Genomic DNA, 26,917 nt, shown 5'->3' on the forward strand with positions numbered 1-26,917 from the left:
TACACCCGTTAGTTGAAGTAAGTCGTATGTTTATTTTATATATCCCACTTTACTTATCCCATTCCTTTAAAAGCTCTTGGTCGATTTCTTCAATGATTTCTTCAGCACCATCTTTTTTTACTACCTTTACTTCTATATCTTTGACATCACTGATGGCATACCAAAACCTTTTATCACCTTCGACCTTGATGATTTTCGCTGGTTCATCACCTGCATATATTTCAGAAATAGAATTATCACTAATTGCTCCTGAATAAATGTATGAAACTTGGTTCATTGAAGACCATTTAACAGGTGTATTCCATTCTGCTCCTCTTGTTTGTTTCCATTCCCATTTATCATTTTCTTTTTCAAAGTAAGCAATAAATATTTGTTCCCCTTGTGCATTATTTTCTTTAAATACTGCAATGGCATCATCTTCATGCAACACATTCATTTGCTTATGAACGAGCGAATAAGAATAATCCTTTTCCCCTAAGTGCATTTCATCTATCGATTTGTGAAAGAAATCTTCAAATGTTTGTTCTTTTGAACAACCAATTAAAAATGCTATACAAATTAAAAACGAAAAAAATATCTTTATTTTCAATCTTATCCCCCTTTGAAATCGTTCTCTTTATTCTATTTTAACATCAGTTCCTAATACATTCTCTCGCTCAAACTTTCGATATCCATCTAGAAAATCAAGCAAATTACCTCCTATTTTAAATGTTTTATTACTATTGGAAAAAAATTATGCCGCTCTCGGTTATAAAATACTGCCAACTAATTCCTAAATGGAATCAACGTAGACTATCTAGTCAATAGGGTATATAATAAAAATTAAATTTTATATTGAAATATTAAAATTATCTGGTTATAATACGATACGTTCTTATTAATTTTGTTCGTGTTTAATTTTTAGAAAATTTAATATTTTTTAAAAATAGTAAAATTTAGTTATCATGGAGGTTTTAATTTGTCTAATAAAGTACCATCTTCATTTATAGTAGTGATTGGTTTCATGTTATTCGCGCTATTCTTTGGGGCAGGAAATTTAATTTTCCCGCCGATGCTTGGTCAATCAGCAGGAATGAATATCTGGACTGCTAATGCTGGTTTTTTAGTAACAGGGGTTGGATTACCGTTACTAGGTGTGTTGGCACTTGGTTTTTCTGGAAAAGATGATTTACAATCATTAGCAAGCCGCGTACATCCTGTGTTTGGGATTGTATTCACAACCGTTCTTTACTTAGCAATCGGTCCATTATTCGCAATGCCTAGAACAGGAAACGTTTCTTTTGAGATAGGTGTAAAACCATTCTTACCCGAAAATGCTGGGCCGCTTCCTTTACTTATTTTCACCATCATCTTTTTTACGATTTCGTGCCTTCTTTCGCTCAATCCTGCGAAATTTGTCGAAATTGTGGGGAAAATTTTAACCCCCATCAAGTTAACGTTCATCGGAATCCTAGTAGTAGTAGCTTTCGTTAATCCAATTGGGGATTTTCAAGCACCTGCCAAAAACTATACGGTTCAACCATTTTTCAATGGGTTTAGAGAAGGCTATTTAACAATGGACACTCTTGCATCTTTTGTTTTTGGTATCATCATCATTAATGCCATTAAAGAAAAAGGTGCTAAAACAAAAAAACAAATAATGATTGTTTGTGGAAAAGCGACTGCAATTGCTGCCGTTATCCTTGCTACCTTTTATACAGCCCTCTCTTACATGGGTGCTTCAAGTGTTGAGAAATTTGGACACTTGGATAACGGAGGCATTGTCTTAGCAAAAGTCTCGGATTACTACTTTGGAGCATATGGTGGGCTGTTATTGGGATTAATGATCACAGTAGCTTGTATAACGACGAGCGTAGGACTCATTACATCTTGCTCGACGTACTTCCATAAACTGTTTCCAAAGGTACCTTACAAAACAATTGCTATTAGTTTATCGATTTTTAGTGCAATAGTTGCCAATATTGGACTAACACAGTTAATTGCAATTTCTGTACCTGTAATGACAGCTATTTATCCATTAGCTATTGTATTGATTTTCCTAACATTCCTTCATTCTTTATTTAAAGGGAAGGCTGAAGTTTATCAAGGTAGCTTACTTTTAACTTTTATTGTTAGTTTATTTGATGGATTAAATGGAGCCGGTATACACATTTCATCCATTAATAATTTCTTTAATGCAATTCTTCCTTTGTACGAGGTAGGACTAGGGTGGATTATTCCAGCTATTGTTGGAGGATTCATAGGGTATGCCGCTAGCATATTGAAATTCCGTCTTAATCATCAAGTAGATTAATTAAATAAATAATGTATTTTAAAAAGCAGTCTAGGATTAATGCCTAGACTGCTTTTTTATGAATATGGATATAACCATTGATCTCAAATTGGTCGACCACTTTGCCTTGTTTACATCTTTTATCTTTACTCTTATAGAACTAACCTACGCATTTCATTTCAAAAAAAAGGGCTGCCGTAGCAACCCTGGTTTTGAAGTAAATCAATAATTTAAAATCCAAAGTGAATTAGAGGTTAGCCACTTTATCATCTGTCTGAGCAGCCTCTACTGGTATACGTTTGTCTATTCCAAAAGCGTAATAACTAATTACAACGATACCTAGAAAACCAATTCCTACAATAAGCGATATACGTGTTTCATCATTAAACCACATTCCGATTAATACCATAATTAAGAAAGCTATGGTCAAGTAGTTTGTAACAGGTGCAAAAGGCATTTTGAATGGATGATTGACCATTTCAGCACTTTTTACTTTTCTAAATTGAATTTGACTAATCAGAATGACAAACCACGGAATCATACCAGGAAGTACACTGGCACTGTATACATGCACAAATAAATTTTCTGGTGCAACATAACTTAAAACAACACCAATTGCTAACCCAACAATCACACCGAACGTACCGAATAAAGGGACACCACTATTAGATACTTTCGCAAAGAATTTTGGCGCTTGTCCATTTATTCCCAAAGTATAAAGCATACGTCCTGCACTGTAGATACCACTATTGCAGCCTGACATTGCAGCTGTGATTACGACAAAATTAATAATTCCAGCTGCTGCTGTAATACCAACTTTCGCAAAGGTTGCAACAAATGGGCTACCAATTGAACTTAGCTGATCCCACGGGTAAACGGTTACAATAATAAAAATCGCACCGATATAGAAGATTAAAATACGCCAAATGGTACTTTGAATCGCTTTAGTTATCGTGTTTTGCGGATCTTTCGCTTCCCCAGCTGTAATCCCGATTAGTTCTACACCTTGATACGCTGCAACAACTAGTGAAAGAGCAAAGAAGAACCCTTTCCAACCGCCTGTAAATAAACCACCATGTTCCCATAGATTTGATAACCCTATCGCTTCTCCTCCGTTACCAATTCCAAAGAAAATAAGTCCAAATCCTGCAACAATCATTAATATAATTGTTACGATTTTAATCAGTGCAAACCAAAATTCAATTTCACCAAAGGATTTAACAGAAATTAGGTTCGCTGCTCCTAGAATAACCATTGCGATCAAACCTGGAATCCAAGCAGGAAGATCCGGATACCAATACTGCATGTACGTCCCAACTGCAATAATTTCAGCCATCCCAACAATAACCCATTGGAACCAGTTACTCCATGCAGTCATATACCCTGCTAATGGATGAATATACTTATAACCAAATGTTGCAAATGAACCTGTACTTGGCTCTAAATACAACATTTCCCCCATGGCACGCATAATCAAAAATATAAAAATCCCTGAGATTGCATAAGCTAACATTACGGACGGACCTGTCCATTTGATTGCGCTGGCTGAACCCATAAATAAACCAACACCAATTGTACCGCCCAAAGCAATCATCTGAATATGACGACCTTTCAACTCCCTGTTCAAATCTTTGTTGGCCATTCCAATTCCCCCTACACTACTAATAGTCGAAATTTGATGCACGGCATATCGACCGATTGTTTAATTTTATACGCCAATAGAAAGCGCTTACTTTTTAATGGCTGTAAAAAGTGCATCACATAACGTTTAAAAAAAATTCAAAACATCTGAATATAGTAACTCGAATAAAAGAGTTTTACAACTCTTTTATTCGGCTAGTAGCTTATTTATGCGGTAACTAAAAGTGACTTTAATCTCAGCTTTATCAGCATATCCCTCGTCATTTTCTCCAAATCATATTCCGCCTTAAATCCCCACTCTTCCTTTGCACAAGTTGAATCTATTGTATTAGGCCAACTGTCGGCAATAGATTGTCTTGCAGGATCGACCTCATAATTCATGACAAATTCCGGAATATGCCTTTTAATCTCGGCTGCAATTTGCTCCGGATCAAAGCTCATAGCAGACACATTGAAAGAATTCCGATGTTTTAATTTTGAGGCATCTGCCTCCATTAATGTAATGATGGCAGCTAAAGCGTCAGGCATATACATCATATCCATATACGTTCCCTCAGCAATGTAAGAAGTATATCTCTTATTTTTAATCGCTTCATAGAAAATTTCAACTGCATAGTCGGTTGTGCCACCGCCAGGAGGTGTAACATACGAAATCAGTCCCGGGAATCGAAGACCTCTCGTATCAACCCCAAATTTATGATGATAATAATCACATAATAACTCTCCGGATACTTTATTCACTCCGTACATCGTATTCGGTCGTTGAATGATGTCTTGTGGAGTCAAATCTTTAGGCGTGGTTGGACCAAACGCGCCAATGGAACTAGGTGTAAATAATTGGCAATCGAGTTCTCGTGCCGCTTCCAAAGCATTAACCAATCCGCCCATGTTTAAATGCCAAGCTAAAAGAGGCTTCTTTTCAGCTGTTGCTGACAATAATGCAGCTAAATGAATAATCGTATCCACTTCATGTTTTTTTGCCATATTAAACATCGCTTTTTCATCTGTAACATCTAAAATCTCAAATGGACCTGATTGGGCAACATCGCTCTCCGTTTTTCGAATATCTGTTGCAATGATATTGTCTGATCCATAAATCTCTCTCATTTTCAGCGTTAGTTCTGAACCAATTTGACCTAAAGCCCCTGTTACTAAGATCTTTTTCATCAAAAATCCCTCCCCTTTTTCACTCTGCAGCAAGCAATTCCTTAAATAATCGACATCTCTTTTCCTACTTTTTCATAAATGGCTAATGCACGATCCAGCATCTCTTTTGTATGAGCAGCTGTCGGCATATTCCGCACTCTTCCTGTTCCCTTTGCAACGGTAGGAAATACGATAGATTTAGCATACACACCTTCTTCATTCAGCCTCTTACTGAATTGCTGTGTTTTTGCTTCATCTCCTATTATGCAAGGTGTAATCGGTGTTTCGCTCTCTCCAATATCAAACCCTAATTCTTTTAGGCCCTTTTTCAAGTAATTGCTGTTTTCCCACAGCTTATTTTGAAGATCTGAGCTATTCATCAAAATATCAATGGCTTCTATACAAGCTGCAACTGCTCCTGGTGTGACAGCCGTTGAAAATAAAAACGGACGGCTTCTCACTTTTAACCAATCAATTAAATCTTTCTTTCCTGCTACATAGCCTCCTACAACACCAATGGCTTTGGATAATGTTCCAATCTGGAAATCCACCTTATCCGATAACCCAAAATGTTTTACTGTTCCTGCACCATTACCTAATACACCCGAACCATGCGCATCATCAACATACGTAATTAAATCAAACTCTTCGGCAATCTCCACAATTTCAGGAAGCTTGGCAATATCCCCATCCATCGAGAAAACTCCATCGGTAATGATCATGACTTTGTTATACAATCCGGACTCCTTTGCTTGACGTGCTTTTGTCCGTAAATCGGCCATGTCGGAATGTTTAAAGGGAATGATCTTTGCTTTAGATAATCGACATCCATCAATGATAGAAGCATGATTCAGTTCATCTGAAAGAATGGCATCATGTTTATCCATCACTCCTGAAATCGCTGCCATATTACAATTAAATCCAGACTGGTAAGCAATGGCTGCTTCTGTATGTTTAAATTCGGCAAGCTTTTCTTCTAATTTGACATGAATATCTAACGTTCCGTTGATCGTACGAACCGCACCGGATCCGACACCATATTTTTTCGTTGCTTCAATGCATGCCTCTATTAATCTCTGATCTGTTGCTAAACCTAAATAGTTATTGGATGATAAATTAATTAACTCTCTGCCTGCAATGGTAATTACCGGACCATTTGGACCTTCTACCGGATCAATAACGTTGTAAAGTCCCTTTTCTTTTAAATCTTCCAAATTTTCATTCAAAAATTGATTTAATATTTCACTAGACATTTCATATACCCCCTTATTGATGGTTGGAATAAATGCAGGATTTTTTTTATGATTTACCTCTATTCTCAAACATTGCATTTAAGAATATTGAATTTTACTCATTTTCATGAAAATACATGTGTCCTCTCCAAAAATACATGAAGAAGTAACCGAAATCCTTTTGTACTAATAGTTATAAGAATCATAATAATAGAAAAAATTATAGTTGTCCATATTGTGTGGACAAAAAATTTTGGAATTTTTGTAGCTTTGTAATAAATCCCGCTCAAAAATACGTTTAAATTGTAGAAAATACGAAGAGAATTCCATCATTAATTTCGAAGTTAAACATAGTGATAGATGTGAAAAATGAATACTAAAGGCAGTTTTCTTGTTTATTAAAGTGAACTTCGAAAGAGCCCTTATCAGTACGTGTGTCATCGCCTATGAAATATGTTTTTAAAAAAAGAGTTGACATGAAATTTGTACCCTTCTTAAACAAAAAAAGCTTCCAGAAGGAAACTTTTACCAAAATTTAATAACTTTTAATCACCAAATGCAAATATTATTTCTGTTTCGCAAACTAATTCCCCATCAACTGTAGCTATACCTTTGCATTTCCCAATAGGACCTTTTAATCGCGTGATTTCAACTTCAAGAAAGAGTTGGTCCCCTGGTTTTACTTGCTGTTTAAAACGACATTTATCTATACCTGCTAAAAGCCCTAATCGTCCTTGGTTTCCTTCTTTAGTTAACATCACAACTGCACTTACTTGAGCTAATGCCTCTACAATTAATACACCTGGCATAACTGGATAATTGGGGAAGTGCCCGTTAAAAAAATCCTCATTTGCTGTAACATTTTTTATACCAACTGCTCTTTTTCCTTCTTCTAATTCCAAAATCCTATCCACTAAAAGAAATGGATAACGATGTCTAATTACTTCCTTAATTTTTTGAATATCTAACATCATTAAGGCCCCCATAACAATAATAATATTTTATTACTAACTATTCATTTAATTCTATCATCTGGTATCAATAGTTGGTACTAAAAATGATCCTTCTTCAACCTATACTTCCCTTTTATCCATAAGAAAAGGAGCTACTGATCAGCTCCTAATAATGAAGTAAAGCACTGGTTTGTTGAATTCTTCAAACTACTCATTGCATCGCTTTTACCATGGTTTCAAGCTTTTTGATCGTTTTCCAATTGCGTGTTGTGGCTGGAACACCTAACTTTTGAAGCTGTGAAGAAAGCTTGGAATTTCGAACACCTTGACGTAAATATAGATAAACTTCTTTACCCTTTATATAACATTCTTCCATTTCACTTTTAAGGTCGAGTAAATGATTTATACCTTCCTTTGAAGGCTCTTTTGCCAAGAGAGAAAGGTGCACACTCTCTCCTTCCAATAACAAGTTAACTGGGTATGGACAATTGTTAATAATCTGTTCCAACTCTGTAACCGTTCTCAAGATAACGGTTACAGAAAAACCAAAATAATTTCTAATCTCTTGCTCAATTTGATGTTGTAATTGTTCTGCATTTTCCTCAGACTGAAATACAATATTTCCACTTTGAATATAAGTATTAACTTTATCTAACCCCATATTTGTTAATAAGTTCCTTAATTCTTGCATCTTTATCTTATTGTGTCCACCTACGTTAATCCCTCGCAGAAAGGCGATATAGATAGTCATTTTTGCCCCTCCTTTTTTTCATTTCACATTTGACCTATTTCTGGCATTAACTCCTACCTCAACTAATCTGCCCTTCTAGCTAAATTAATTTAAGTGAGATGTACTATTAGTAAATCGGATAAGTTGCACGTTCCTAATATATTCAAGGAGATGAATTCCTGTATTATCAGAATTAAACCATACATTATTATTAACTGTTGGTAATTGCAGAAAACTTTCAATAATTTTAGTTATCATTCCACCGTGTGAAATGATAGCAATTCTATTGAACTCTTTACTGTTTTCTTTAATAAAAGAAAAAATTTGTTCACCACGAACCCTAAATTCTAGTTTACTCTCACTTTCTTGCTTTTCTATAAGGTCATCTAAGTATTCCACTGGGCAACCGATAGTATTGGATAGAATCTCAGCTGCTTTACTAGCTCTTTTCAAAGTACTACTCCAAATAAAATCTGGTGGAAACTCGTTTAACACACGATTAGACATTTTCTTAACTTGACTGAGACCTTTACTTGTTAATGGTAAATCAGTAGAACCTGTGTAATCCTTCTCTAAAAAGTCATCTTCTGATTCACCGTGACGAATCAATAAAATTTGCATTTAATCACCTCTATTTTATTTATATTCTTATATAAATTCTTCAAGGTACTATATGATTCCTCTTACTGGTTCAACCGCTTAACTTTATCAGGTTACTTAATTATGATTCTATACGCTATTCGCATTAGAATAGCGTTCAGATAATTTTTTTTTATGGGCATTAAACACTTCTTCTAAAGGGATGTTGTACTTGTTCGCAATCACAATTAAATTACCTAACACATCTCCTAATTCTTCGGTTAACTCCTGTTTATTCTCCTCAAACGAACCACTTACTTCATCTGGTCTATCCCTGCCAATCTCAAGTGAGCGAATAGCCCGTGCGACCTCGCCAGTTTCTTCTGCTAAAAAGCCAATACGAATAAAAATGTCTAATTCAGACCAGCCCCTTTCTTCATAATACTCTCTTACCCATTGCTGAAATTCAGTTACGTTCATACTTAACCCACCTTCCATTTAAATAATTTAAGTTTAACAAAATTCCCATATTTCTGTATGATAAGTAAGGAAGACTACTTAATAGGATGTGATATTAATTGAAGACTCTAGCTGTATTTTGTGGATCAAGTAAAGGAGCATCTAATGTCTATTTAGAAGCTGCAAAAAAACTGGGTAAAGAACTGGCTAAACGTAATATTACACTGGTATATGGGGGAGCATGTGTAGGAATTATGGGGGCAGTTGCAGATTCCGTTTTGGAAGCTGGTGGAAAAGTAATTGGAGTAATGCCTAGTTTTCTAGAAAAAAGAGAAATCTCCCATAAGAACCTAACCGAACTAATTGTAGTGGACTCCATGCATGAAAGAAAAGCAAAAATGGCAGAACTTGCCGATGGTTTTATAGCTTTGCCAGGTGGGCCAGGAACATTAGAAGAGTTCTTTGAGATTTTTACCTGGGCTCAGTTAGGACTTCATCATAAACCTTGTGGATTGTTAAATATTAATCATTATTATGATCCTCTTGTTGCTTTATTTAATCATATGTCTGATGAACAGTTCCTGCATGAAAAATACCGTTCTATGGCGCTGGTAGATGTAGAACCAAATGGCCTACTTGATCAATTTAATACATATGAACCACCAACCGTAACATCTTTTATTACTGAAAAACAAACCTGATTATTCAAAAACAACAGGCCCGTACTCTTCTGCCCCTTTAGTTGAAGATGTAAAAATCCCGGTACATATCCAACAGGATTTTTATCAAACTTTATTCAAAATCCACAAAAAGTCCCTATCAACATAGATAGGGACTTTTATTATTTTGATTTAGCAAACTACGATTCTTTTGGTTTTTTGAAGAGCTGCCTAAATATCCAAAAATGATAATGGGCACTTGGTTAACTTTCCTGTTTGTCAATTTTCATATTATAAGAACAATTATAAGAAATCATTTTAGTAATTACAAACTCATTTCACCTTAGTAAATATAACCTATTATATGGCTCAATCACGTAAGCCTAACGAAGAAGGGGGGCAGGGTATCAATGAATTTCATAGAAATTATAAGCTTTACTGCTGAATTAGTAGGATTATTGTCAGATATAAATGAGTTTCTAATATCGGATTCTAACGCTAACTTAGGTATAGTATTTGTTGGATTTTTTCATAATAAAAAAGAAAAGGACTCTAATTTAGGAAATTAAGGTACAGTAAACAACTTTTCTTTTTAGGGTAACCACCTATGAGTTAATGCACCCGTTTAACAAGAAACCTGTTTTATTCTACAAGAATCGAAATTGCACTATACACTAATAACAAAGCCATAATTAGATTAAACTGACTTCTATACTTTTTTAGGAACCTTTGAAACAGCGAACCAAACACACTCCAGCTCATAGTACTAAGGAAACCAACAAAAGCTAGAAAAAATGAAAAAAATAGTAAGCTGAAATTTGAAGTATGATATGGAATGATAAAGGTTGATACTGCTGTTATGCCATATAAAATACCTTTCGGATTTACGAATTGTAAAAGCATAGCTGAAAAAAAGCGGTTATTTTTATCCCCATCATCGTCTTTATCATTATTTTTACTACTTATTATTTTTATAGCCAGATACAACATATAGATTGCAGCTAGGAACGTCATAAAAAATTCAATTTTCGGAATGAAATTTTTAAGCAAAAGATTAAAATAACTGGACAATATCATGATTACAAAGAAACCTGCACCTACTCCTAAACAAAATCCAAGTGTCTTTTTAAACCCGTATTTGTTAGCGAATAACATTGCCATAATATTATTAGGACCTGGTGTAAAACTAGTAACAAAAACATATAGCAAAAACGACAATAAAGGCATATTGGACCCTCCTTCTGTGATGTATGTTATAATGTCTAAAATGAACAATATAACGTTTTACTTTTTATTGTACAATACGGACGTTATATTGTATATAAAGGAGTGTATTTATGGAGGAAATAAATCTTATCCTTGCAAAAAACTTAAAAGCCTTTAGAGAAAGTAAAAAATTAAGCCTTGAAAGGGTCGCAGAGTTGACTGGAGTAAGTAAAACAATGATTGGTCAAATTGAAAGAGGAGGATCGAGTCCCACTATTACAACGATCTGGAAAATTGCAAATGGCTTAAAGATCTCTTTTACTTCTCTAATAAATAATCCGCAGCCAGATACAAAAGTTGTTCTAAGAAGTGAAATTCAAACATTATCTGAAGACAACGGAAAATATCGAGTCTATCCCTACTTTCCCTTCGAAGATGATAAACGCTTTGAAGTTTATTCAATCGAGATAGAAAAAGGTGGATTCCTAAGTGCTGATTCGCACAGAGAGGGAACTGAAGAGCTCTTAACTGTTTTTGAAGGGGAACTAACTGTACGTGTAAATAACAATGAATACACAGTAAGAAATGGTGATTCTATCAGATTCAAGGCTGACAAACCCCATGACTATCTTAATTCAGGGGAAACATTAACTCGATTAAGTATGATCTTATATTATCCAACTTAAAAAACCCCGTCTTACAAGAACGGGGTTTTTCTTCTGTTTTTATTTGTGCCTTTGTAACAATGAAGCTATTACTAAACCTGCCAATTGAGGCCGCCAAAAAGGCGGCCTTCTTATGGCGCTAACGCACCCGTTAGTTGAATAACCCATCAATTCATTTTTGCTCTTTTTCTAAGAAATAACTGTACTCTTTAAACTTTGGCTATGTTTAAGAACAATGTTGATATTATAGGATATTTAGTGGGAATCCTATTAAGGTTCCCATACTTCACTTTAACTATATTGTTACTCAACAGTTTCTTAATCCACTTTTTGACTTCGAATGTTCTTTTCCTTTTCACTATAAAAACACCCCTTTAGATAACCATATCTAAAGGGGTACAACATCGTGACTTTATTTCAAATCCACAATTAAAACATAAAAGAAAAAAATGGAGGTACCTAACCTATTATAAAAATGAATGCTTCAAATTATTATCATTATTGTAAAAAAATGTTATTATTAATTTGTATATTTTCCGGAAATTATTATTAAGATATCAGGAGGTTTTAAATTGAAATTTCTATTTAATCGGTGTTTGATTATGAGCGTTTTTTTAACTTTTTCTATACTGCTTATAGGATGTTCTAATTCCAGTAGTAAAGTAACGATTACTAAAGAAATGGATCAAATAGTTTCAGATACCATAATGGAACAGAACAAAGATACTTTATCCGTAACAGATAAGAAATTTGAAGCACATAAAATATATGGTGCAGATGAAAAGGATGGCGTGATTAGCATCTATTTATACGCCTTATATGAAGGGTATAACAAATCAACTGGGACAGAAGTTCAAGCTGGAGGTTCATACCCTGCACGTATTAAGTTAGCAAAAGATGAAAATGGATATGTATTAAAAGAATATAAAAAACCAGAAGAAGGTGGAGAATTCATAGACTCACTAGAAGATTTGTTTCCTAGTAAATATTCAAAACAGGTATTTAAAGATCAGGGAAATAGTGCTGATTTAGGTGAACACATACAGAAACAGGTTAAAAAATGGTTAAGTAAAACGAACAAATAAATATAGCTGATGCCAGAGCATATGCGAAAAAATATTATAAGAACTATAATCCTTCCTATCCAGAATATAGTCAAGATTGTACAAACTTTGTATCTCAAATTTTAAATGCTGGTGGAAAAAGTAAGGTTGTTTCTAATAGCAACGCTAAATTAGTTTCGGATAATAAATACTGGTATATAAAGAGTTTACCTAAAGGCGGAAAAGGAAGAAGTGCCTCTTGGACAGTTGTACCGGATTTGTATTCTCACCTAACAAGAAAGCAAAAAGGATACAGTAGTACAAGTAAAAGTTCAATTATTAGTAATGCTAAAGCCGGAGACGTGATTCAATTTAAAAGATCTGATTCAAAACGTTATACACATTCCATGTGGGTTTATTCAAAATCTAGTGATAACCTTAAACTTTCTGGTCATACAGATAATCATTTAGAAAGAAGTTTTAATGCTATTAAGGGTTATAAAACTTATAGAATAGTAAAGATGTAATATTCAAAAAAAGCCCTGTAATTCTTTTATTAAAAGTCAAGATATTTTATTAATGACTTGATAAAAAGGAAGAATTATATAATGTTGCACATTATATAAGACAAAAAAAGAAGGATAGATAAAATTTGCTTTATCTATCCTTCTTTGTACTACATATGACCTCATTTACTACAACAACATTAAGATTTACTACAATAAAATAAAAAATTCGTTGTTCAATTAAAGCGCCTTTTAGTGGAACAACATAAAGGGCGTTTTTAAGTATGATTTTGTTTTAAAGTTTGATCATTTTCCATACTTCTTATAGAACTAAAGCACCCGTTTGTTTAAGTACATCCATTCACAAACTTTGTTATCTATGTATTGAAATAGAACAAATATCTCTTTTCATTTAGTACATAAAAGTTGCCGTTTGGTAAAGAAAGTTATAAAGTGCTTTTATCAGTTACACCATACTAACAAATAAATTATGAAAGGAATGTAATATTACAACCGACCAAAATGAACCTGTTTTTTTGTATACCACACCAAAGATAAATCCAATTAGGAAAACATAGATATGGCTCCACCAATCGAAGAATACACCTTCATAAATCCAAATAGCGTAATGTACTATTAAGAATAATAAAGAAGTGATTATATTTGCTTTCCAAAAAGCTAGTCTCTTATTAAGTTCTTGTAAAATTAAACCTCGAAACACAATTTCTTCGGTAATTCCAACCAAAAGAATACCGTTGAGATAGTTGCCTAGTGATAAGTTAAAATTAAATGATTGGTCATTTAAAATATATACTTCGAAGGCGAAATATAAACCTAGAAGTAGTGAAAGAAATAATCCCAAGAATAAGCCTTTCTTTATGTTAATATTCATTTTCAAATACTTGATTGGGTTAGTGTGTAAATAGAACTTTATGTACAACCAAACTGGAACTATCCATACAGAAATCTTAATCAATGCATTTAAAAAGGCAGATATAACATCACCCAATGGATTAATATACTGCACTAACCATAATTCTTTAAGAACCCAAATTAAATTGAAGATTACTAGATACAATATAAGTATCATTGTATCATTTTTTTTGACTATACTTTCCAGATGTGTTTTTGATTCCATACTCGCCCCCAAAAAACTATATATTTCACTTAAAGTAATTATACAATACCATATTATACCAAACGAATTCTATTGAGCTAACCTGCCCCTTTAGTTCCATAAATCGAGTAGGGGGAGGCGCCTAGCCTCCGACCTCTCACACCACCGTACGTACCGTTCGGTATACGGCGGTTCAGTTTAAGTCTGACGTAGTTTTGTATATCGTTCATATAGATTGACTAACCCTTGGTGGAGCCAATAAACATTATTAAGGGTTTTGTCTAGAGTTGGACTATGTGCTATGCGCCAATAACCCTTTCTGCTATTTCCCCATTCATATGCTTTTCCAAACGGGACGCCTAATCCTTTGAGTTTCCTCACTCTCGTTCTTGGCAATTTCCATTGTTTCCATAGGCACATCCTGAGTCTTCTTCGAATCCATGAATCTAAATTCTTCAATACGTTCGGAGTATCAATGAGGGCGAAATACCCCATCCAACCTCTAAGGTATTGCTTTAACTTATTTATTCGGAGTTTCATGGGTATCGGTAATTTTCTCGAGGTCATTTCCCTGATTCGTTTCTTTACTCTCTTCACCGTTTGTTTAGCCAGTAGAACCTTCGGGTTCTTCTTTGACTTCGTGAAACTAAAACCGAGAAACGTTCTGTTCCAAGGGCGATCATACTTCGACTTCTCGTAGTTGACCTTTAGCTTCAGTTTATTTTCAATGAAGCTTGAGATATTTCCCATTGCACGTTTGGCGGCTTTTCGTGTCTTCACAAAGATAGTACTATCATCCGCATACCTTACGAATCGAAGATTACGTTTCTCTAGTTCTTTATCTAAATCGTCTAACATGATATTAGATAATAAAGGACTTAACGGACCTCCTTGTGGAGTTCCCTCCTCACTTTTATGAAAAAGTCCGCCTATCATAATGCCTGCTTGAAGGAATTTACGAATCAGTTTGAGAACTCGTTTATCTTCAATTTTCCGCTCTAACATTCCCATGAGCTTGTCATGATTCACTTTATCGAAGAACTTCTCCAAGTCCATATCCACTACCCATGTTTAACCTTCGGTTATATAGGACTTGGCCTTTCGAACCGCCTGGTGCCCTTGTTTGTTAGGGCGAAACCCATAGCTATTCTCCGAAAAGGTTGAGTCATATATCTTGGTCAATATTTGGGCAATGGCTTGTTGAATGAAACGGTCTAGAACGGTTGGAATACCCAATAGCCGAACTCCGCCGTTTGGTTTCGGGATTTCGATACGACGGACAGGCTGCGGTTGATAGGTACCCTGTAAAAGGGCAGTTTTCATGTTGTACCATTCGGTTACGAGGTGCGGTCTCAGGTTTTGAACCGGCATTCCATCTACACCATGGCTTCCCTTATTTCTTTCTACACGCTTCAATGCCTGTATTAAGTTTTCCCTCTCTAGTATCTGTTCCATTAACATCGTTGATATCCTTTCCCTGCGTGGACGAGATGGTCTATTTGTGCCTTTATCTGCTCCGCCCTTTTGAAGTTCCCCGTGTATTCACCACTTCTTCCTTCAAATAAGTTCCGTTAGGAATTGTTTGCTTCTTCGCAAAATAACGAACGCCTAGTATCCGTCCTCCTCAATCTGTTCGGTCCTTCCTTATCTTCTCGAGTAGACAAGTACTATGACCTCTGCTGACTTCTGATGATTCAGCTGTCCATCACTGGACAGGTTACCAAGTGTACTTGGCTGTCACCAGACCTCCCCGGGTAAGAGTGCAATCTTTCCCTCCATCTATCTGCTTCATTTACTCTGTACCACCTTCGGCAGTAAGGACTTTGTTTTGTTTCGCAAACTCATCCAATGATACCTAGCCTTATATGAAGTTCGTGTTCCTCAGACCGGAGGTTTGCCGCTTGCTTCCTTCAGATTCCACGTCACCATGGACACCCTTGCATTAAGCTAACCATTACTACTGCCTTCATGGTTCGGGACTCACACCCTATAGATTGCACCCATGCCGGGCGCACGAAAAAGCTGCCTTAAAGACAGCTCCGATCTTCAGCTAACGCACCCGTTAGTTCTATAAGAAAAGCGAACCTTATTCAAGAATCGCGCCCGATTGCTGAAGATAGATTTTTTACCATTTCAACAATCCAAAAAAATCAGTCGTAAACACTGAAAGTAAAAATATTGATATTATCACTAATTGAATAGTTGAAAAAATATAATCATTTCTATTTTCTGCATATCTCTTCTCCATAATTACTCTAGCTGTTTCAGATGCAATTATAAAAACAAACAAAAGGATATGCGTTTCCAAAAACCAAATATGCTCTAAAGGGTCACGTTTGACGTTAGTGAAAAAACCGATAAACAAAAAGACAATAAAAATGATTCTAATTGTCCAATCAATTTTTTTGTGTTTATCATTTACATGGCCATAGGAAAACAATTTTTTCTTTTCAACATTAAGCCATTTTCTCAAAACTTTATTAATGAAAAAGAGAAAAAGTCCAAAAATAGATAACATTAAAATTAACTTTACGAAAACACTCTCCACGAACGAATCACCACCTACCAAAAAACTCTTTCTTTTTATCAAGTTCCAATTATTTCAAATATACTCATTCTAAACAAGACCCATCTTCAATAAAATGGACCAATTGTTGAACAACTCCATATGCACTCTTGAACTATCCTGCCCCGTTAGTTCACTAAAAAATGTTCCGAACCACCATATAAATGCTATATCAAAAATACTACGAACCACATAAACGCAATACCAAAATTTAATAACATCTGCCTCTTATTTTCCTTTTTTAAAAAACTTTCAAATCCATCTATTATTGAACCAATTCCTAATAAAAGATATATATTTTTTATGAAATTAAAATCATTAATTATACATAATATTAAAATTAAGCCCATTGCTATTATCATTAAATATCTAATCAGTATAAATGGTTTAGTACTTTCTCTTTTTTCAAAAAACAATCCCATTACATATTTCAACTTATTTGACACTAAATTTCCCCCATAAACTACAAACTGAATTTAATAAACTATACCATAAAGCAAACGGGTCTTCTTCAACTAACCTGCCCCGTTAGCATTCCTGTAGAGCATTAATTATCGGCTTTGAAAAAAACAGAGCCCCTCAGTATGATGAGAGTACACACAAACCAAAACTCATCTTAAGGAGGAAGCTCTACTATGAATTTTAAAATGCAAAACAAACAAAATCAACTAATTGAGAGAATTACGGATCAACATCTAGTTGTTGGTGTGGATATCGCCCAACACGTACACGTGGCCCGTGCTGTAAACTATCGAGGCATTGTGATCGGGAAACCTTTGTCTTTTGAAAATAACGAAGAGGGTTTTACTAGATTACTAAATTGGATCAAGGAACTAAAACACATGAAAAACCTAGACACCACGATAGTCGGAATGGAACCTACCGGTCATTATTGGATAAACCTTTCAAAGTGGCTAGTCAAACAAAACATTGATGTCGTTACGGTCAATCCTCACCATGTCAAAAGAAACAAAGAAAATCGTGATAATACGCAATCCAAAAGTGATAAAAAAGATGCCCTTGTCATCGCTGATATGGTGAAGAATGGCTATTATGCCTTCGTTCGTTCCACTTCAGAATCATTTGAAAAACTTCGTGTCCTTATGGCTAACCGAGATGTGATCGTTAAGCGTCTTGTAAGCTCCATCAACCAAATTAATCGCTGGGTGGATGTTGTCTTTCCCGAGCTCCGGCAAGTGTTTAAAGACGTATCATGTAAAGGGGCAATCGCAACCCTACGCCTCTTTCCTACCCCATCTGAATTATGTTCCTTTCAGCCTCAAGATATCGTAACCGGATGGAAATCATGTATGAAGCGACATTCCGGGCATAAAAAAGCCCGTTCTCTGCTTACATTGGCCAAGCGTTCAATTGGTACGAAACAAGCCCTTGATGCGTATAAACTTCACTTGGAACAGTTATTAGAGGAATATGATTTCGCTACATCCCAACTCGAAAGAGTGACGCAAGAAGTCACAAACGTCTTGGAACAGATTCCATTCGTTAAGCAAATACTTGCCATTAAAGGAATCAGCGAGATTTCACTGGCGGGCATCTTAGGAGAAGCTGGAGATCTGAGTGGGTTCGCTCACGGGAATGCGCTCCTTCGTCATGCAGGATTGCATCTCGCTGAGGCAAGCTCTGGGAAGTGGAAAGGCCAAATTGTTCTTTCCAAACGTGGAAGATCACGCCTGCGGCGTTACCTCTTCCTTGCGACCATGAGTCTGGTGATGAATAATCCTGAGTTTAAAGCCCTACACTCGAACAATGTTAAGTTGAAGAAGATTAAGAAAATGAAATCCATCATGAAACTATGTGGAAAACTCGCCCGTGTCCTAGTAGGTATTGCTCGTAATGGCTCTGTCTATAAACCGGAAATGGTATTCCCTCTTGAACAACTAGCAGCGTAAATATACATTCACATTATTTTTACGAAAGTTGGCTTATTCGTAGGATTTCAAAGAAAGCACGAAGTACTGGATATATAGAACAAAAGGGCAAGGACCCGTTCCGTTAGCAAAACCAGCCTCCACCCCTTGGATAGGCATGACGAAGGAATGAAAGGGCATAGGATTATGACCCGTTGAGACATGGGAGGGAAAGCGTCCAGGGGCAGCTTGGAGAATGCGTGCAGCATATGTAATAATATGGGATTTTCAATAGATCCCCTATTTCAATCTGCCCTCATCTTATCAAAACGGTCCTATCTCTTTCGTTCATCTAAAGCAACCTATACCATGTGGTTTGAAATCCTGCGAATAAGCGAGTATTCGTGAGCATTATCTATTAAACTGAGGGAGTTCTATAAGCATGAAGTGGTTTACCCTTATTTTAGATTAATCCACTCGCTTTTCTCCCAATCATTTTTTAACAGGCTAAATGTAATTAAGTCTTCATAATGGTCATATAACCATTGTCCATCCCGTTTAATTCCTTCTTGAACAAATCCCAATCTTCGTGGAATAGTTATACTTTTTAGGTTATTAACTGCAACCTGAATCTCAATTCTATTTAAATCCAACTCTTTAAATAGGTAGTTTACTAATGAACTTACACTCTTAGTTATTATTCCATTCCCTTGTGCTTCTTCTGACAAAAAATAGCCGATACTTGTAGCTTTGTTCTTCCAATCAATATAATGCAGACCAATCATTCCAACCAGCTTCCCATTATATCTAATACCTGCATCTAATCCATTATTATTAGCGTAATTGTTTATCCAAATCGATATGATAGGCTCAAAATCCTGTGCAGATTTTCTTTTATCAACCCAAAGTAGCCATTTTCGTAAATGTTCTCTGTTATTATCTACTAATTTGAATAATTCCTCTTTGTGCTGCTGTTGAAGTAACTCAATTCCTATTTGATTATCTACTTTGAATGAGAACATCTTCCTGCCACCTAATTTTTCCCTATTTTAACACATGTTTTTATTTTATAAAATGTTATTCAACTAACCTGCCCCGTTAGCTGCATGAGAGTTACTGTTGCTCCTTTTTGGGTGATCATGGTCATATGCGGCAGTTAGAGAAGGGTTTTTGGCATACAAGGTTGCCGAAGGAATTCAAGTTACAAATGATCTCCCTAATAGTTACCCCAAAAAAAGTAGAAGATTTGACGTCCTGCTTTGTTGGGGTTTTTTTCCTCTGCATAAAATTTTTCAATTGACTTATTGAAAAAAATAAAATAAAATTTAAAGTACTTATTTTAAACTACTCTAACTTGAGTACTTTGAATAAATTAACATGTTAAAATTAACTCAAAAGGATGGATTCAACAGATGAAATTTACTAAATTCTTAAAAACAAGAGGGGCAACTGCGGCAATCTTTATGGGGATTTTCTATGCTGTTGCCATGCTAGGCATCTTCTTGCCTGGGTATACAGCCATTCCAGGAAATGTCGATAAATTACCTATCGCTATCATCAATGATGATGTCGGTAAGAATGGTGCGATGATTGCCGAAAAGTTACAAGAAAATTTACCCTTTAAAGAAATCGAGACGGATATAACCAATAAACAAGCCTTAAAGATTTAGAGAAAAATGATTTGGCATTAGTCGTACACATCCCAAAAACCTTCTCTGCGAATATGCAAAAAGGTGAAGCGTCATCAAGCATTGACTTTACAATCAATGAGGCAGGGGCAACAGTCGTTTCTTCTACCATGAATGCTATCGTAACTGAAATTAACAATCAGTTAAGCACACAATTCTCACAACAAACAGCCCAGGGCGTATTGATGAACTTTAATGTACCAGAAAAGCAAGCCGCAGAATTAGCGGAAAAGATTGAGAGATCCTATGTCGGAAATGTAGTTACAATCAACGAAATACCAGATGGTATGAATAATAATATGCTGCCAATGTTCTTAACAATGGCCGGTTATGTTGGGGCGATGATTGGAGCGATGCAATTAGTAGGTGCATTTAAAGCCAGTCGAGGAAAAGCAAGTAAAACACGTTTATTCATTTATGTTCAATTAGCTGCGTTATTGATTGCAGTTATTTCATCACTCGTTGCTGTAGGTGTAGCGTATTTAATTGACAAGCCTAGCGGTGACCTATTCTTCAGTATAGTAGGTCAACAAATTTTAAACTATATGGTATGTTTTAATTTCACAGCGATTTTAATCTTCTTATTAGGTGAAGGCGGCATGATTTTAAACTTACCGATTTTATTAATTCAAACAATAGCAAATGGTGCCACTATCACACGTGATATGATGCATTTACCATATGAATGGATGAGCCACATTTCACCAATGTATTACTCGGTGCAAGCGTACTTTGCAAACCTATATGGCAGCATTAGTCCAAGTCCGTATATTTGGTCAATGGTTGCGGTTGGTGCTGTTTCGATGTTAATTAATATGGCTATTGTCGCGTTTATTCAAAAACCAATGCCAGGACAGGTTTCTGAAACAGAAGTTAAAAAGAATGCGGCTGAAATCACAGCTTAGGTTTTGCTACAATAAGGAGATAATACTTCTTAAAGGAGCGTAGGAAATGTCTATTCAAATTTTTATATTGAGCAAGCTGATGGAAGATAAAAATTATCCTTATAAATTAAAAAAGCAGCTTTCAGAACCCATTCCGTTGGATCGCCTAGGCGGGTTAACGGAAAGTAAACTGTACTACCATTTTGAATCATTAGTAAAACAAGGTTTAGTCGAGCCAGTTGAAGTGATAAAAGAAGAACATCGGCCTGATAAACAGGTATTTGCGATTACGGCTAAGGGTCGCGAAGAACTACCAAATAAAATCTATAAATTATTTGAAAGTGCGGATGAAATTAAGGAAATGATTGTTGGTTTAGCCAACATCAAGTATGTAGACCGGGATAAAGTAGTAGATATATTAGAAAAAAAAGTAAAGTCCATCAAGTCTATTTGGGAGCAGCTTGAGAATTTCGAGCCAGACCCTAAAGGCAACGAGAATATTCGTGAATTTTTGGATGGTTATTTTTCGACCAGAACAGATCACACAATATATTGGTTTGAAGAGTTAATTAGAAGGATTAAGACTAATGAATTATAAGTTTACTCAAGAGCAGGATTTTTGGCAGGAGTTCCATACTTTAGATCAAAAAGTAATTAGAGGTTCACAAAATGAATAATGTATATGTCATTACTGGTGGTTCAGGCGGAATGGGCAAAGCGATTGCTGAATTAGTTGGTAAAAAAGGAACACTATTATTAGCTGATATAAATAAAGAACGACTAGAACAAGCAAAACAAGAATTAGAAGTCGCAGGGGTTACTGAATTGTAGATGAATTAAACACCTTTGTTAGCCCATTGAATATTAAAAATTTTAAAGAGCCTTACTAACATTCTTTGTAGTAAGGCTCTTAGTTTTCTATTCATATTTAAATTGTTTCCCTATATGATTACAAAAGATTATATTAAGTTTTCCCATCATGAAGTTTAATAAAATGGAGTGCCTAGGCGCTTTTCCCTTTAGCTCCATAAGAAACTTCTATGGCGGCGATTCTCGCCGCCACCATCTAGCATGAAAACCTGCTCTTTACCCAAAATAAAGTCTAACCCATTAAACCCTTGACAATAATGGATGATAACAATACAACCAGGCTGAACTTTTTTTGGTGGATCTTAAGGAAGATACCCTGTATAAGAAACTGGTTGTGACAGTATTGAAGAACCATTTAGTGTACTACAAGTACGTATACAAAAATTTTTGTAACAAATCTCCTGTCATATGTATTGTTAATCTTTTATTGAGGTGATTCTCCTATGGAAGCAATGATTGAACGGTGTGCTGGCCTAGATGTACACCAAGAAACAGTAGTAGCCTGTGTACTATTTGGTCCATTAGATAAAAAGCCAAATACCTCTATTGAAACGTTTTCAACTACAACAACGGGACTCTTGGCTTTAAGTGATTGGCTAGCTACACTTCAGGTATCCGATGTTGTGATGGAAAGTACCGGAGTCTATTGGAAACCAATATGGAATATACTCGAAGGTTCTTTTCACCTTGTTCTTGCCAATGCCAGACATGTCAAAAATGTTCCAGGGCGTAAAACTGATGTGAAAGATGCCGAATGGCTTGCCAAGCTTCTAAGATGTGGACTTATTGAAAGCAATTTTGTTCCACCGGGGGATATTCGTGATTTACGAGATCTTACTCGTTATCGAAAAAAATTGATTCATCATCGCACTTCAGAGCAGAATCGCATTCACAAAATTCTTCAAGATGCTAATATCAAGCTAACATCCGTACTATCAGACATTTTTGGTGTATCGGGACGCCGTATCCTTGAAGCGATTCTAAACGGTGAAAAAATAGAGACCGATGGTCTTCGAAAAATGGTGGATTGGCGAACAAAAGCAAGTATTACTGACATTGCCAGTGCAATTAATGGTCGTATTCGCCGTCATCATCGTGATATGTTGCGTTACCATTGGGAGCATATGAGTTATTTAGAAAAAGCCATAGAAGAATTGGAAAAACAAATCGATCAACTCCTGTCCCCCTATCGTAAGGAAGTAGAATTATTGGATGGAATACCTGGTGTGAACAAAGCTGCCGCAGCTACTTTTATTGCAGAGATGGGCGTTGATATGTCCGTATTTAAGTCAGCTAAACATCTTGCCTCTTGGGCTGGTGTGAGTCCCGGAAATTACGAAAGTGCTGGTAAAAAAAAACGAGTAAAACCACACAAGGTAACAAAGCATTAAAAACGATGGCCGTAGAGTGTGTACTGGCAACCTCAAGGCAAAATAATCGAATTGCTTCACATCGAAAAAGGATTACCAAACGACAGGGAAAAATGAAGGGCCGAATTGCTTCTGCTCATTTACTATTGACGATTGCTTACAACATCTTAAAAACAGGAGAACCCTATCATGAACTAGGCTCCAATTACCTTGAAGAAAAACAAATGAACAAAGAATTAAAAATGATCGAATACCTAAAAAAGAAAGGCTATACAATCGATCCATCAGAACAACAAACTGCATAACCAGTTAAAATAACGACATATAGTTCATTTACGTCCTTCAAAAAAATTAGAATATGGTGGGCTTATTTTAGTATGGCCTTTCACGAATATGTTTTCATACAAAAAAAAGAGTTTACGTGTACTCACTCACAAACTTTAAATTTTCATTCTAAATCTTAAGGCTGAATTACTTAAAATACCATTTTAACGCATTCGTGTACAATATTTTATCGGATGCTTTTTCATCAAATAGACGCTGAATCAATTCAATGTCTGCATACTCAAAAGGTCTTTTCGCCCTTGTAGATGGCAAATGTGTTCCGAACATAAGAGCGTCTGGATTAATATCATAAATAGAGTGTAAGGCATTCTCAATATTCAATTCTACACGACCAAAACCAGTTGCTTTAACTCGAATGCCTTTATCCACCAGCCTTAATAAATGAGGTAATCCTTCTTCAGATAATCCTAAATGGTCAATTGATATGGCAGGTAATTTTTCAATAGTAGATGCAATTTCGGGTAACTCTTTTGCATCAATATAAAGTTCGCTATGCCACCCTACTAAATCATAAACTCTCCTTGCAAAGTAATCGAGCTTCGATAAATCTTCTGAACCACCTCGTTTTATATTAAAACGTAATGCTTTTACCCCATTTTTATTTAAACTTATAATCTCTTCGTCCGTCACAGTAAAAGGTAATTGCGTAACGCCACAAAATGTTGAACCCATTTGTTTAAGTGCCTTCAATAAATATTCTTGATCAAACCCTTGGAATGACCCAGATACAATCGCTCCACCTAATACATTCAAATCAGAAGTTTCATTTTGATAATCTTCTACAACATAGCTGGGTGGCAAATATCCTTGGTTTTCGATGATTGGAAAATCAAAATCAATAATATGAAAATGTGCATCAAAAATTCTCATTTCAAATCCCCTTTCTTTTCTTTAACATATCAATTATGGTACATAAATAAAATTGTGGGTTATTAATACAGATTCATAAGTTTATCTTATTGCACTATCCTGCCCCGTTAGTGCCATAAGAAAAAGGCTGCCTCAGCAACCTGCCTTCTTGAAAGAAGAAAACTAATAGTATTTGTAACAAGGAATTATTCACTCAACCTCGAGGTAGTTGTAAGGTTATTAAGGGCACAAAATCTAAATACGCTACAATAATATTAATGGTCCAGGTTAAGCTAACCTGAACCATTAAAAAGCTGCCTTAAGACAGCTTCGATCTTAAGCTAACGCACGTTGAATGGCTATTCAAGTAATAACTCGGACTTAAATACGATTACAGCATTTCCCGCAATCCTTACTTCCTCTGGTTCCTGATTACAAATTTTCACTTGAACATCAATGACACCCGCCCGGTTTATAGCTTCGCCCTGCACTGCTTTAAAACTAAATAAAGTATTATCATGTTTGACAAGTCCATGGTGTATTAAGTATGCGCCTAAAGGGCCGTTCGCATTGCCTGTAACAGGGTCTTCGTTAATACCAATTGCTGGAGCAAACATTCTTCCATGAATTAAGATTTCGGAGTCGGGAGCATTCATCGTAAACACATAGAAACCATTGCAATTAATTAATCCACTGACTTTTGTTAGTAAATCCATATTAGGGTTTAATCGGTGAAGAAGTTCCGAATTTTTAATTCCAATCATCACCTTGGAATGCCCAGTAGAAACGATTTGTACTGGACAATCTTCTAATAAATCATTTTCACTAATATTGAAAGCTGTAAATATGTTTTCTAAAGCTAGACCATCAATCACCGCATCAAAACTTATACTACCCTGGGTCATTATAATTTTGTAATCATTATCTTCTTTAATCACATCGACTGGTAAAATGCCAGCACCAGTTTTATGATAAACTTTACCTGTATTTAAACTATTTTCAACTGCACGAGCATAGTGGGCAGCAATCGTCGCATGTCCACAGATGGGAACCTCATGAGTAGGCGTAAAAAAACGAATATGTACATCAGATTCGCTATTGTCTGATTTAAATATAAATGCCGTTTCCGAATTGTTAAGCTCTCTAGCAATCCTCTGCATCTCACCCGAAGATAAACCATCTGCATTTGTAATTACACCAGCAGGATTACCTGATAATTTTTCTTTCGTAAATGAATCAATTTGATATAATCGGTACTTTCTTGCCATGTCATTTCCCACCTTTAATATAGTGAATTTCCGGTCCTTTATACTATCTATAATTCTTATTATATTAAAAATTACCCCGTTAGCTCCACAAGAAAAAGGAACCGCAGCAACCACAGTTATTGAAGTAAAGCACCTGTTAGTTCAACAAGGTTTACATTATCCCTGACGTAATATTTTTTGAAACATTTTTGGTTGATGTTTTTCCAAAACCTTTATCAATTCTTTTCCAAAAATAGTTATGGTTCTTTCCCAAGGGTGCCCTAATAATCCCCATTCAAAATTCTTATGAATAAAAAAGTAATAATCACCGTTTGGAAAAATAGGTACTGTCCATTCATCAAATTCACTTTTCGGAAACTCCAAACGGGGGTTTATCCAATAACCTGGATGTTGCCAATCTAACGCATACATATATTCATTTTTCTGTGTGAGTTCTTGAAAGACAAGCAATGATTTTTCCTCTAGGTCATTATAAATCTCATCATAAGTATCTAAATCTACGGACACGTTTAAATACTTGGATACATCATAAGTGATAAATGGATTTGGCACTTCAAAAGATGGAAAGTCTGACATACCCGGTTCAAATTTAAATGCATCATATATCCTATCCCATACCGCTTTATATTCTAATGTAGATAATTCAATCCAATTTTCCATTTGAATAGCCACCTTTACGATGCTTTTAATGAGGGTTATTATATCATTTCTTGTAGAACTAACCTGCCCAGTTAGTCCCATAAGAAAAAGGCTGCCACAGCAACCCCTGTTTTTGAAGTAAAGCACCCGTTAGTTCAATAACAAAGTCTAGGAATCTCCTCATTCCAAGAACAAAATAGATAAAATTGAATAAAATGCATCCCATTATAAAGGGTTACATTAATAAATCTTAGCATATATAATTCTAAGTTTGTGTTGTATGAGAAAGGTAGAGGATCTAGCCAGGGTGGATTTTATTCATATAATTTCAGATGCAATCATAATGAGATCTACTTCCTATT

29 protein-coding genes and 1 pseudogene are annotated in these 26,917 nt (G+C 35.5%); 13 read left to right on the forward strand and 17 right to left on the reverse strand.

Features of this window, described 5'->3' with window-relative positions:
* Positions 1 to 49: 49 nt before the first annotated feature.
* Complete coding sequence (locus RE409_RS22760; protein ID WP_201223127.1) at positions 50 to 589, reverse strand: hypothetical protein; 540 nt, start codon at positions 587 to 589, stop codon at positions 50 to 52.
* A 369-nt stretch (positions 590 to 958) separates the two neighbouring features.
* On the opposite strand from RE409_RS22760, the gene brnQ reads away from it, so the two are divergent.
* Positions 959 to 2,293: a branched-chain amino acid transport system II carrier protein gene (gene brnQ, locus RE409_RS22765; RefSeq protein WP_201223126.1), complete on the forward strand. Its 1,335-nt coding sequence runs from the start codon at positions 959 to 961 to the stop codon at positions 2,291 to 2,293.
* A 226-nt stretch (positions 2,294 to 2,519) separates the two neighbouring features.
* Here the strand turns inward: brnQ and RE409_RS22770 are convergent, their stop codons facing one another.
* The 7 genes from RE409_RS22770 to RE409_RS22800 all read right to left on the reverse strand — a co-directional run bounded on the left by RE409_RS22770 (position 2,520) and on the right by RE409_RS22800 (position 9,033).
* Positions 2,520 to 3,914 carry an amino acid permease gene (locus RE409_RS22770; protein WP_201223125.1) on the reverse strand — a complete coding sequence of 465 codons (1,395 nt, stop codon included), beginning with the start codon at positions 3,912 to 3,914 and terminating at the stop codon, positions 2,520 to 2,522.
* A 206-nt stretch (positions 3,915 to 4,120) separates the two neighbouring features.
* Entirely contained in the window at positions 4,121 to 5,080 is a 960-nt protein-coding gene (locus RE409_RS22775; protein ID WP_201223124.1) for an L-threonine 3-dehydrogenase, read from the reverse strand.
* Between the two features lie 41 nt (positions 5,081 to 5,121).
* A complete protein-coding gene (locus RE409_RS22780; protein WP_201223123.1) occupies positions 5,122 to 6,312 on the reverse strand; it encodes a glycine C-acetyltransferase in 1,191 nt (396 codons plus the stop codon).
* 524 nt (positions 6,313 to 6,836) lie between these two features.
* On the reverse strand, positions 6,837 to 7,262 hold the full coding sequence (gene fabZ / locus RE409_RS22785; RefSeq protein WP_201253951.1) for a 3-hydroxyacyl-ACP dehydratase FabZ: 426 nt from the start codon (positions 7,260 to 7,262) through the stop codon (positions 6,837 to 6,839).
* 193 nt (positions 7,263 to 7,455) lie between these two features.
* Positions 7,456 to 7,995 (reverse strand): DUF1697 domain-containing protein, encoded by a 540-nt coding sequence (locus RE409_RS22790; protein ID WP_309558115.1) that lies wholly within the window; start codon positions 7,993 to 7,995, stop codon positions 7,456 to 7,458.
* Between the two features lie 84 nt (positions 7,996 to 8,079).
* Positions 8,080 to 8,595, reverse strand: coding sequence for a histidine phosphatase family protein (locus RE409_RS22795; RefSeq protein WP_201223119.1), 516 nt, complete (start codon positions 8,593 to 8,595; stop codon positions 8,080 to 8,082).
* Between the two features lie 108 nt (positions 8,596 to 8,703).
* On the reverse strand, positions 8,704 to 9,033 hold the full coding sequence (locus RE409_RS22800) for a MazG nucleotide pyrophosphohydrolase domain-containing protein (protein ID WP_201186612.1): 330 nt from the start codon (positions 9,031 to 9,033) through the stop codon (positions 8,704 to 8,706).
* A 98-nt stretch (positions 9,034 to 9,131) separates the two neighbouring features.
* On the opposite strand from RE409_RS22800, the gene RE409_RS22805 reads away from it, so the two are divergent.
* On the forward strand, positions 9,132 to 9,713 hold the full coding sequence (locus RE409_RS22805) for an LOG family protein (protein ID WP_309558116.1): 582 nt from the start codon (positions 9,132 to 9,134) through the stop codon (positions 9,711 to 9,713).
* Between the two features lie 368 nt (positions 9,714 to 10,081).
* Positions 10,082 to 10,240 (forward strand): hypothetical protein, encoded by a 159-nt coding sequence (locus tag RE409_RS22810; protein ID WP_157444057.1) that lies wholly within the window; start codon positions 10,082 to 10,084, stop codon positions 10,238 to 10,240.
* A 73-nt stretch (positions 10,241 to 10,313) separates the two neighbouring features.
* On the opposite strand, the gene RE409_RS22815 is transcribed toward RE409_RS22810, so the two are convergent.
* Positions 10,314 to 10,898 (reverse strand): LysE family transporter, encoded by a 585-nt coding sequence (locus RE409_RS22815; RefSeq protein WP_201223113.1) that lies wholly within the window; start codon positions 10,896 to 10,898, stop codon positions 10,314 to 10,316.
* A 110-nt stretch (positions 10,899 to 11,008) separates the two neighbouring features.
* Here RE409_RS22815 and RE409_RS22820 point away from each other — a divergent pair, with 110 nt between their 5' ends.
* From RE409_RS22820 to RE409_RS30780, 3 genes are all read left to right on the forward strand, one after another.
* Entirely contained in the window at positions 11,009 to 11,563 is a 555-nt protein-coding gene (locus RE409_RS22820; protein WP_201250428.1) for a helix-turn-helix domain-containing protein, read from the forward strand.
* A 551-nt stretch (positions 11,564 to 12,114) separates the two neighbouring features.
* Positions 12,115 to 12,627: a hypothetical protein gene (locus RE409_RS22825; RefSeq protein WP_201250427.1), complete on the forward strand. Its 513-nt coding sequence runs from the start codon at positions 12,115 to 12,117 to the stop codon at positions 12,625 to 12,627.
* 2 nt (positions 12,628 to 12,629) lie between these two features.
* Positions 12,630 to 13,112 carry an amidase domain-containing protein gene (locus RE409_RS30780; protein ID WP_397444193.1) on the forward strand — a complete coding sequence of 161 codons (483 nt, stop codon included), beginning with the start codon at positions 12,630 to 12,632 and terminating at the stop codon, positions 13,110 to 13,112.
* A gap of 445 nt (positions 13,113 to 13,557) precedes the next feature.
* On the opposite strand, the gene RE409_RS22830 is transcribed toward RE409_RS30780, so the two are convergent.
* The 4 genes and pseudogenes from RE409_RS22830 to RE409_RS22845 form a co-directional block, all read right to left on the reverse strand.
* Positions 13,558 to 14,229, reverse strand: coding sequence for a CPBP family intramembrane glutamic endopeptidase (locus tag RE409_RS22830; protein ID WP_309558117.1), 672 nt, complete (start codon positions 14,227 to 14,229; stop codon positions 13,558 to 13,560).
* Between the two features lie 177 nt (positions 14,230 to 14,406).
* Positions 14,407 to 15,669 (reverse strand): annotated as a pseudogene (gene ltrA / locus RE409_RS22835) (group II intron reverse transcriptase/maturase).
* 664 nt (positions 15,670 to 16,333) lie between these two features.
* The gene (locus tag RE409_RS22840; protein ID WP_309558118.1) at positions 16,334 to 16,756 is read right to left on the reverse strand and encodes a DUF4181 domain-containing protein; all 423 of its coding nucleotides are present in this window, start codon (positions 16,754 to 16,756) and stop codon (positions 16,334 to 16,336) included.
* Positions 16,757 to 16,941: 185 nt separating this feature from the next.
* Entirely contained in the window at positions 16,942 to 17,220 is a 279-nt protein-coding gene (locus RE409_RS22845; RefSeq protein ID WP_309558119.1) for a hypothetical protein, read from the reverse strand.
* A gap of 189 nt (positions 17,221 to 17,409) precedes the next feature.
* Between RE409_RS22845 and RE409_RS22850 the strand changes: the two genes are divergently transcribed.
* On the forward strand, positions 17,410 to 18,684 hold the full coding sequence (locus tag RE409_RS22850; protein ID WP_309558120.1) for an IS110 family RNA-guided transposase: 1,275 nt from the start codon (positions 17,410 to 17,412) through the stop codon (positions 18,682 to 18,684).
* A 416-nt stretch (positions 18,685 to 19,100) separates the two neighbouring features.
* Here the strand turns inward: RE409_RS22850 and RE409_RS22855 are convergent, their stop codons facing one another.
* Positions 19,101 to 19,664: a GNAT family N-acetyltransferase gene (locus RE409_RS22855; protein ID WP_309558121.1), complete on the reverse strand. Its 564-nt coding sequence runs from the start codon at positions 19,662 to 19,664 to the stop codon at positions 19,101 to 19,103.
* Between the two features lie 390 nt (positions 19,665 to 20,054).
* On the opposite strand from RE409_RS22855, the gene RE409_RS22860 reads away from it, so the two are divergent.
* From RE409_RS22860 to RE409_RS22885, 6 genes are all read left to right on the forward strand, one after another.
* Positions 20,055 to 20,312 carry a YhgE/Pip domain-containing protein gene (locus tag RE409_RS22860; protein ID WP_309558122.1) on the forward strand — a complete coding sequence of 86 codons (258 nt, stop codon included), beginning with the start codon at positions 20,055 to 20,057 and terminating at the stop codon, positions 20,310 to 20,312.
* Positions 20,313 to 20,365: 53 nt separating this feature from the next.
* The gene (locus tag RE409_RS22865) at positions 20,366 to 21,235 is read left to right on the forward strand and encodes a hypothetical protein (RefSeq protein ID WP_309558123.1); all 870 of its coding nucleotides are present in this window, start codon (positions 20,366 to 20,368) and stop codon (positions 21,233 to 21,235) included.
* 46 nt (positions 21,236 to 21,281) lie between these two features.
* Positions 21,282 to 21,812: a PadR family transcriptional regulator gene (locus tag RE409_RS22870; RefSeq protein ID WP_309558125.1), complete on the forward strand. Its 531-nt coding sequence runs from the start codon at positions 21,282 to 21,284 to the stop codon at positions 21,810 to 21,812.
* A gap of 71 nt (positions 21,813 to 21,883) precedes the next feature.
* Positions 21,884 to 22,045: an SDR family NAD(P)-dependent oxidoreductase gene (locus RE409_RS22875; protein ID WP_309558126.1), complete on the forward strand. Its 162-nt coding sequence runs from the start codon at positions 21,884 to 21,886 to the stop codon at positions 22,043 to 22,045.
* A gap of 482 nt (positions 22,046 to 22,527) precedes the next feature.
* Positions 22,528 to 23,475: an IS110 family RNA-guided transposase gene (locus RE409_RS22880; protein WP_309558127.1), complete on the forward strand. Its 948-nt coding sequence runs from the start codon at positions 22,528 to 22,530 to the stop codon at positions 23,473 to 23,475.
* A gap of 5 nt (positions 23,476 to 23,480) precedes the next feature.
* Entirely contained in the window at positions 23,481 to 23,759 is a 279-nt protein-coding gene (locus tag RE409_RS22885; protein WP_250211739.1) for a hypothetical protein, read from the forward strand.
* A 166-nt stretch (positions 23,760 to 23,925) separates the two neighbouring features.
* Here the strand turns inward: RE409_RS22885 and RE409_RS22890 are convergent, their stop codons facing one another.
* The 3 genes from RE409_RS22890 to RE409_RS22900 form a co-directional block, all read right to left on the reverse strand.
* The gene (locus RE409_RS22890; protein WP_309558129.1) at positions 23,926 to 24,669 is read right to left on the reverse strand and encodes an amidohydrolase family protein; all 744 of its coding nucleotides are present in this window, start codon (positions 24,667 to 24,669) and stop codon (positions 23,926 to 23,928) included.
* A 338-nt stretch (positions 24,670 to 25,007) separates the two neighbouring features.
* On the reverse strand, positions 25,008 to 25,916 hold the full coding sequence (locus RE409_RS22895; protein ID WP_309558131.1) for a PhzF family isomerase: 909 nt from the start codon (positions 25,914 to 25,916) through the stop codon (positions 25,008 to 25,010).
* A 156-nt stretch (positions 25,917 to 26,072) separates the two neighbouring features.
* Positions 26,073 to 26,576 carry a DUF2716 domain-containing protein gene (locus tag RE409_RS22900; protein WP_201250415.1) on the reverse strand — a complete coding sequence of 168 codons (504 nt, stop codon included), beginning with the start codon at positions 26,574 to 26,576 and terminating at the stop codon, positions 26,073 to 26,075.
* Positions 26,577 to 26,917 lie beyond the last annotated feature (341 nt).

The organism is Peribacillus sp. R9-11 (assembly GCF_031345095.1).
Taxonomy (GTDB): domain Bacteria; phylum Bacillota; class Bacilli; order Bacillales; family DSM-1321; genus Peribacillus; species Peribacillus butanolivorans.

Bases quoted from the DNA above. Each gene is read 5' to 3' on its own strand.
- RE409_RS22770 (WP_201223125.1), bottom strand. From the start codon at position 3,914: ATGGCCAACAAAGATTTGAACAGGGAGTTGAAAGGTCGTCATATTCAG.
- RE409_RS22775 (WP_201223124.1), bottom strand. From the start codon at position 5,080: ATGAAAAAGATCTTAGTAACAGGGGCTTTAGGTCAAATTGGTTCAGAA.
- RE409_RS22780 (WP_201223123.1), bottom strand. From the start codon at position 6,312: ATGTCTAGTGAAATATTAAATCAATTTTTGAATGAAAATTTGGAAGAT.
- fabZ (WP_201253951.1), bottom strand. From the start codon at position 7,262: ATGTTAGATATTCAAAAAATTAAGGAAGTAATTAGACATCGTTATCCA.
- RE409_RS22790 (WP_309558115.1), bottom strand. From the start codon at position 7,995: ATGACTATCTATATCGCCTTTCTGCGAGGGATTAACGTAGGTGGACAC.
- RE409_RS22795 (WP_201223119.1), bottom strand. From the start codon at position 8,595: ATGCAAATTTTATTGATTCGTCACGGTGAATCAGAAGATGACTTTTTA.
- RE409_RS22800 (WP_201186612.1), bottom strand. From the start codon at position 9,033: ATGAACGTAACTGAATTTCAGCAATGGGTAAGAGAGTATTATGAAGAA.
- RE409_RS22810 (WP_157444057.1), top strand. From the start codon at position 10,082: ATGAATTTCATAGAAATTATAAGCTTTACTGCTGAATTAGTAGGATTA.
- RE409_RS22815 (WP_201223113.1), bottom strand. From the start codon at position 10,898: ATGCCTTTATTGTCGTTTTTGCTATATGTTTTTGTTACTAGTTTTACA.
- RE409_RS22820 (WP_201250428.1), top strand. From the start codon at position 11,009: ATGGAGGAAATAAATCTTATCCTTGCAAAAAACTTAAAAGCCTTTAGA.
- RE409_RS22830 (WP_309558117.1), bottom strand. From the start codon at position 14,229: ATGGAATCAAAAACACATCTGGAAAGTATAGTCAAAAAAAATGATACA.
- RE409_RS22850 (WP_309558120.1), top strand. From the start codon at position 17,410: ATGAATTTTAAAATGCAAAACAAACAAAATCAACTAATTGAGAGAATT.
- RE409_RS22855 (WP_309558121.1), bottom strand. From the start codon at position 19,664: ATGTTCTCATTCAAAGTAGATAATCAAATAGGAATTGAGTTACTTCAA.
- RE409_RS22860 (WP_309558122.1), top strand. From the start codon at position 20,055: ATGAAATTTACTAAATTCTTAAAAACAAGAGGGGCAACTGCGGCAATC.
- RE409_RS22865 (WP_309558123.1), top strand. From the start codon at position 20,366: ATGCAAAAAGGTGAAGCGTCATCAAGCATTGACTTTACAATCAATGAG.
- RE409_RS22870 (WP_309558125.1), top strand. From the start codon at position 21,282: ATGTCTATTCAAATTTTTATATTGAGCAAGCTGATGGAAGATAAAAAT.
- RE409_RS22875 (WP_309558126.1), top strand. From the start codon at position 21,884: ATGAATAATGTATATGTCATTACTGGTGGTTCAGGCGGAATGGGCAAA.
- RE409_RS22880 (WP_309558127.1), top strand. From the start codon at position 22,528: ATGGAAGCAATGATTGAACGGTGTGCTGGCCTAGATGTACACCAAGAA.
- RE409_RS22885 (WP_250211739.1), top strand. From the start codon at position 23,481: ATGGCCGTAGAGTGTGTACTGGCAACCTCAAGGCAAAATAATCGAATT.
- RE409_RS22890 (WP_309558129.1), bottom strand. From the start codon at position 24,669: ATGAGAATTTTTGATGCACATTTTCATATTATTGATTTTGATTTTCCA.
- RE409_RS22895 (WP_309558131.1), bottom strand. From the start codon at position 25,916: ATGGCAAGAAAGTACCGATTATATCAAATTGATTCATTTACGAAAGAA.
- RE409_RS22900 (WP_201250415.1), bottom strand. From the start codon at position 26,576: ATGGAAAATTGGATTGAATTATCTACATTAGAATATAAAGCGGTATGG.